1 pseudogene is annotated in these 654 nt (G+C 58.5%); it reads left to right on the top strand.

Going from position 1 to position 654, the window contains the following annotated elements:
* A pseudogene (locus QPK27_RS25215) lies at window positions 1–654 on the top strand (efflux RND transporter permease subunit); the annotation flags it as partial.

Raw genomic sequence — 654 nt, 5'->3', positions numbered from 1 at the left:
AAGAAGCCTGACGGGACAGCCTATACGCCAACTGACTTGCGCGAAGTGCAGGACTGGATCATCAAGCCGCAGTTGCGTCAGGTCCCGGGCGTGACCGAAATCAATTCAATCGGTGGCTTCGCTAAGGAATACCACATCACGCCGAATCCGAACCGGCTCAGTTCCTATGGTCTGACCCTGGCCGACGTCGTCACTGCGGTTGAGCGCAATAACGATAACNAAGGAATACCACATCACGCCGAATCCGAACCGGCTCAGTTCCTATGGTCTGACCCTGGCCGACGTCGTCACTGCGGTTGAGCGCAATAACGATAACACCGGGGCAGGCTACATCGAGCGCTCGGGCGAACAGCTTCTGATCCGCGCGCCGGGGCAGGTGCGAACCATCGAAGACATTCAAAATACCGTCCTGAAAAATACCGATGGCGTCGCGGTTCGGATTCGTGATGTCGCGGACGTCGCCGTCGGCCGCGAACTGCGCACAGGCGCCGCGACCGACAACGGTGCCGAAGTTGTACTCGGTACCGTATTCATGCTCATCGGCGAAAACAGCCGGCAGGTCTCGCAGCTCGTTGCAGAGAAGATGGTCGAGATCAACAAGACTTTGCCTGCTGGCGTCAAGGCCGTCCCCGTGTATGACCGTACGGTGCTGGT

Source organism: Massilia sp. YIM B02443 (assembly GCF_030411955.1).
Classification (GTDB): Bacteria; Pseudomonadota; Gammaproteobacteria; order Burkholderiales; family Burkholderiaceae_D; genus Telluria.
The sequence above is the reverse complement of the archived record's forward strand: the minus strand, read 5'-3'. Positions and strand labels throughout refer to the sequence as shown.